Annotated in this window: 2 protein-coding genes; both read left to right on the forward strand. The window is 62.4% G+C overall.

Annotated elements, in window-relative coordinates; genetic code table 11:
• Positions 1–306: DUF599 family protein (locus tag ACR0E6_RS22645; protein WP_480587616.1), on the forward strand; the 306-nt coding region annotated here is incomplete at its 5' end.
• A gap of 35 nt (positions 307–341) precedes the next feature.
• The coding region (locus ACR0E6_RS22650; RefSeq protein WP_480587619.1) for a hypothetical protein at positions 342–611 on the forward strand (270 nt) is incomplete at its 3' end.

Here is a 611-nt window from a genome sequence, read left to right on the forward strand (position 1 = left end):
TACGGTTGGGCGCTCCGCTTGTGCGGCCACTGGGCCGTCCTGATGGCCGCCGGGCCGAACGATCCCGATGACCCGGAAGCCTACGCGCGCGCCGCGCAAGCCGCCGAGATCTGTGTGACCGCCGCCCGCAGCTTCAACCGCGCGCTCAGGGCCACCTACTTCGCGCTTGCCTCGCTCGCGTGGTTCTTAGGCCCCATCGCGTTGATCATTGGCACCGTGATCACCTTTGGTGTTCTCTACCGGCGTGAGTTCGCCTCGCATTCGCGAACGGTGCTTCTGACCTTACCCCCTGACACCAAGACGTGATCCCTATTTCGTAATCAATTCCTTAAGATCTGCCCATGCGCTACCTGATTCTGACCGCTTTCCTTGCCACGCCCGTTCTTGCCGATCCGCCGACCATCGAGAGCGTCTCGGCCAGCCGCAGCGGAGATACGTGGCGTTTTGATGTGACGATCCGGCATCCGGATACCGGATGGGATGACTACGCCGATGGTTGGCGTGTGCTGGACATGAAGGGGGCCGAACTTGGCATGCGCGTGTTGCATCACCCGCATGTGGACGAACAGCCCTTCACCCGCTCGCTGAGCGGCGTCTCGATTCCCAAAGGT

Source organism: Ruegeria sp. AP12, from assembly GCF_056540025.1.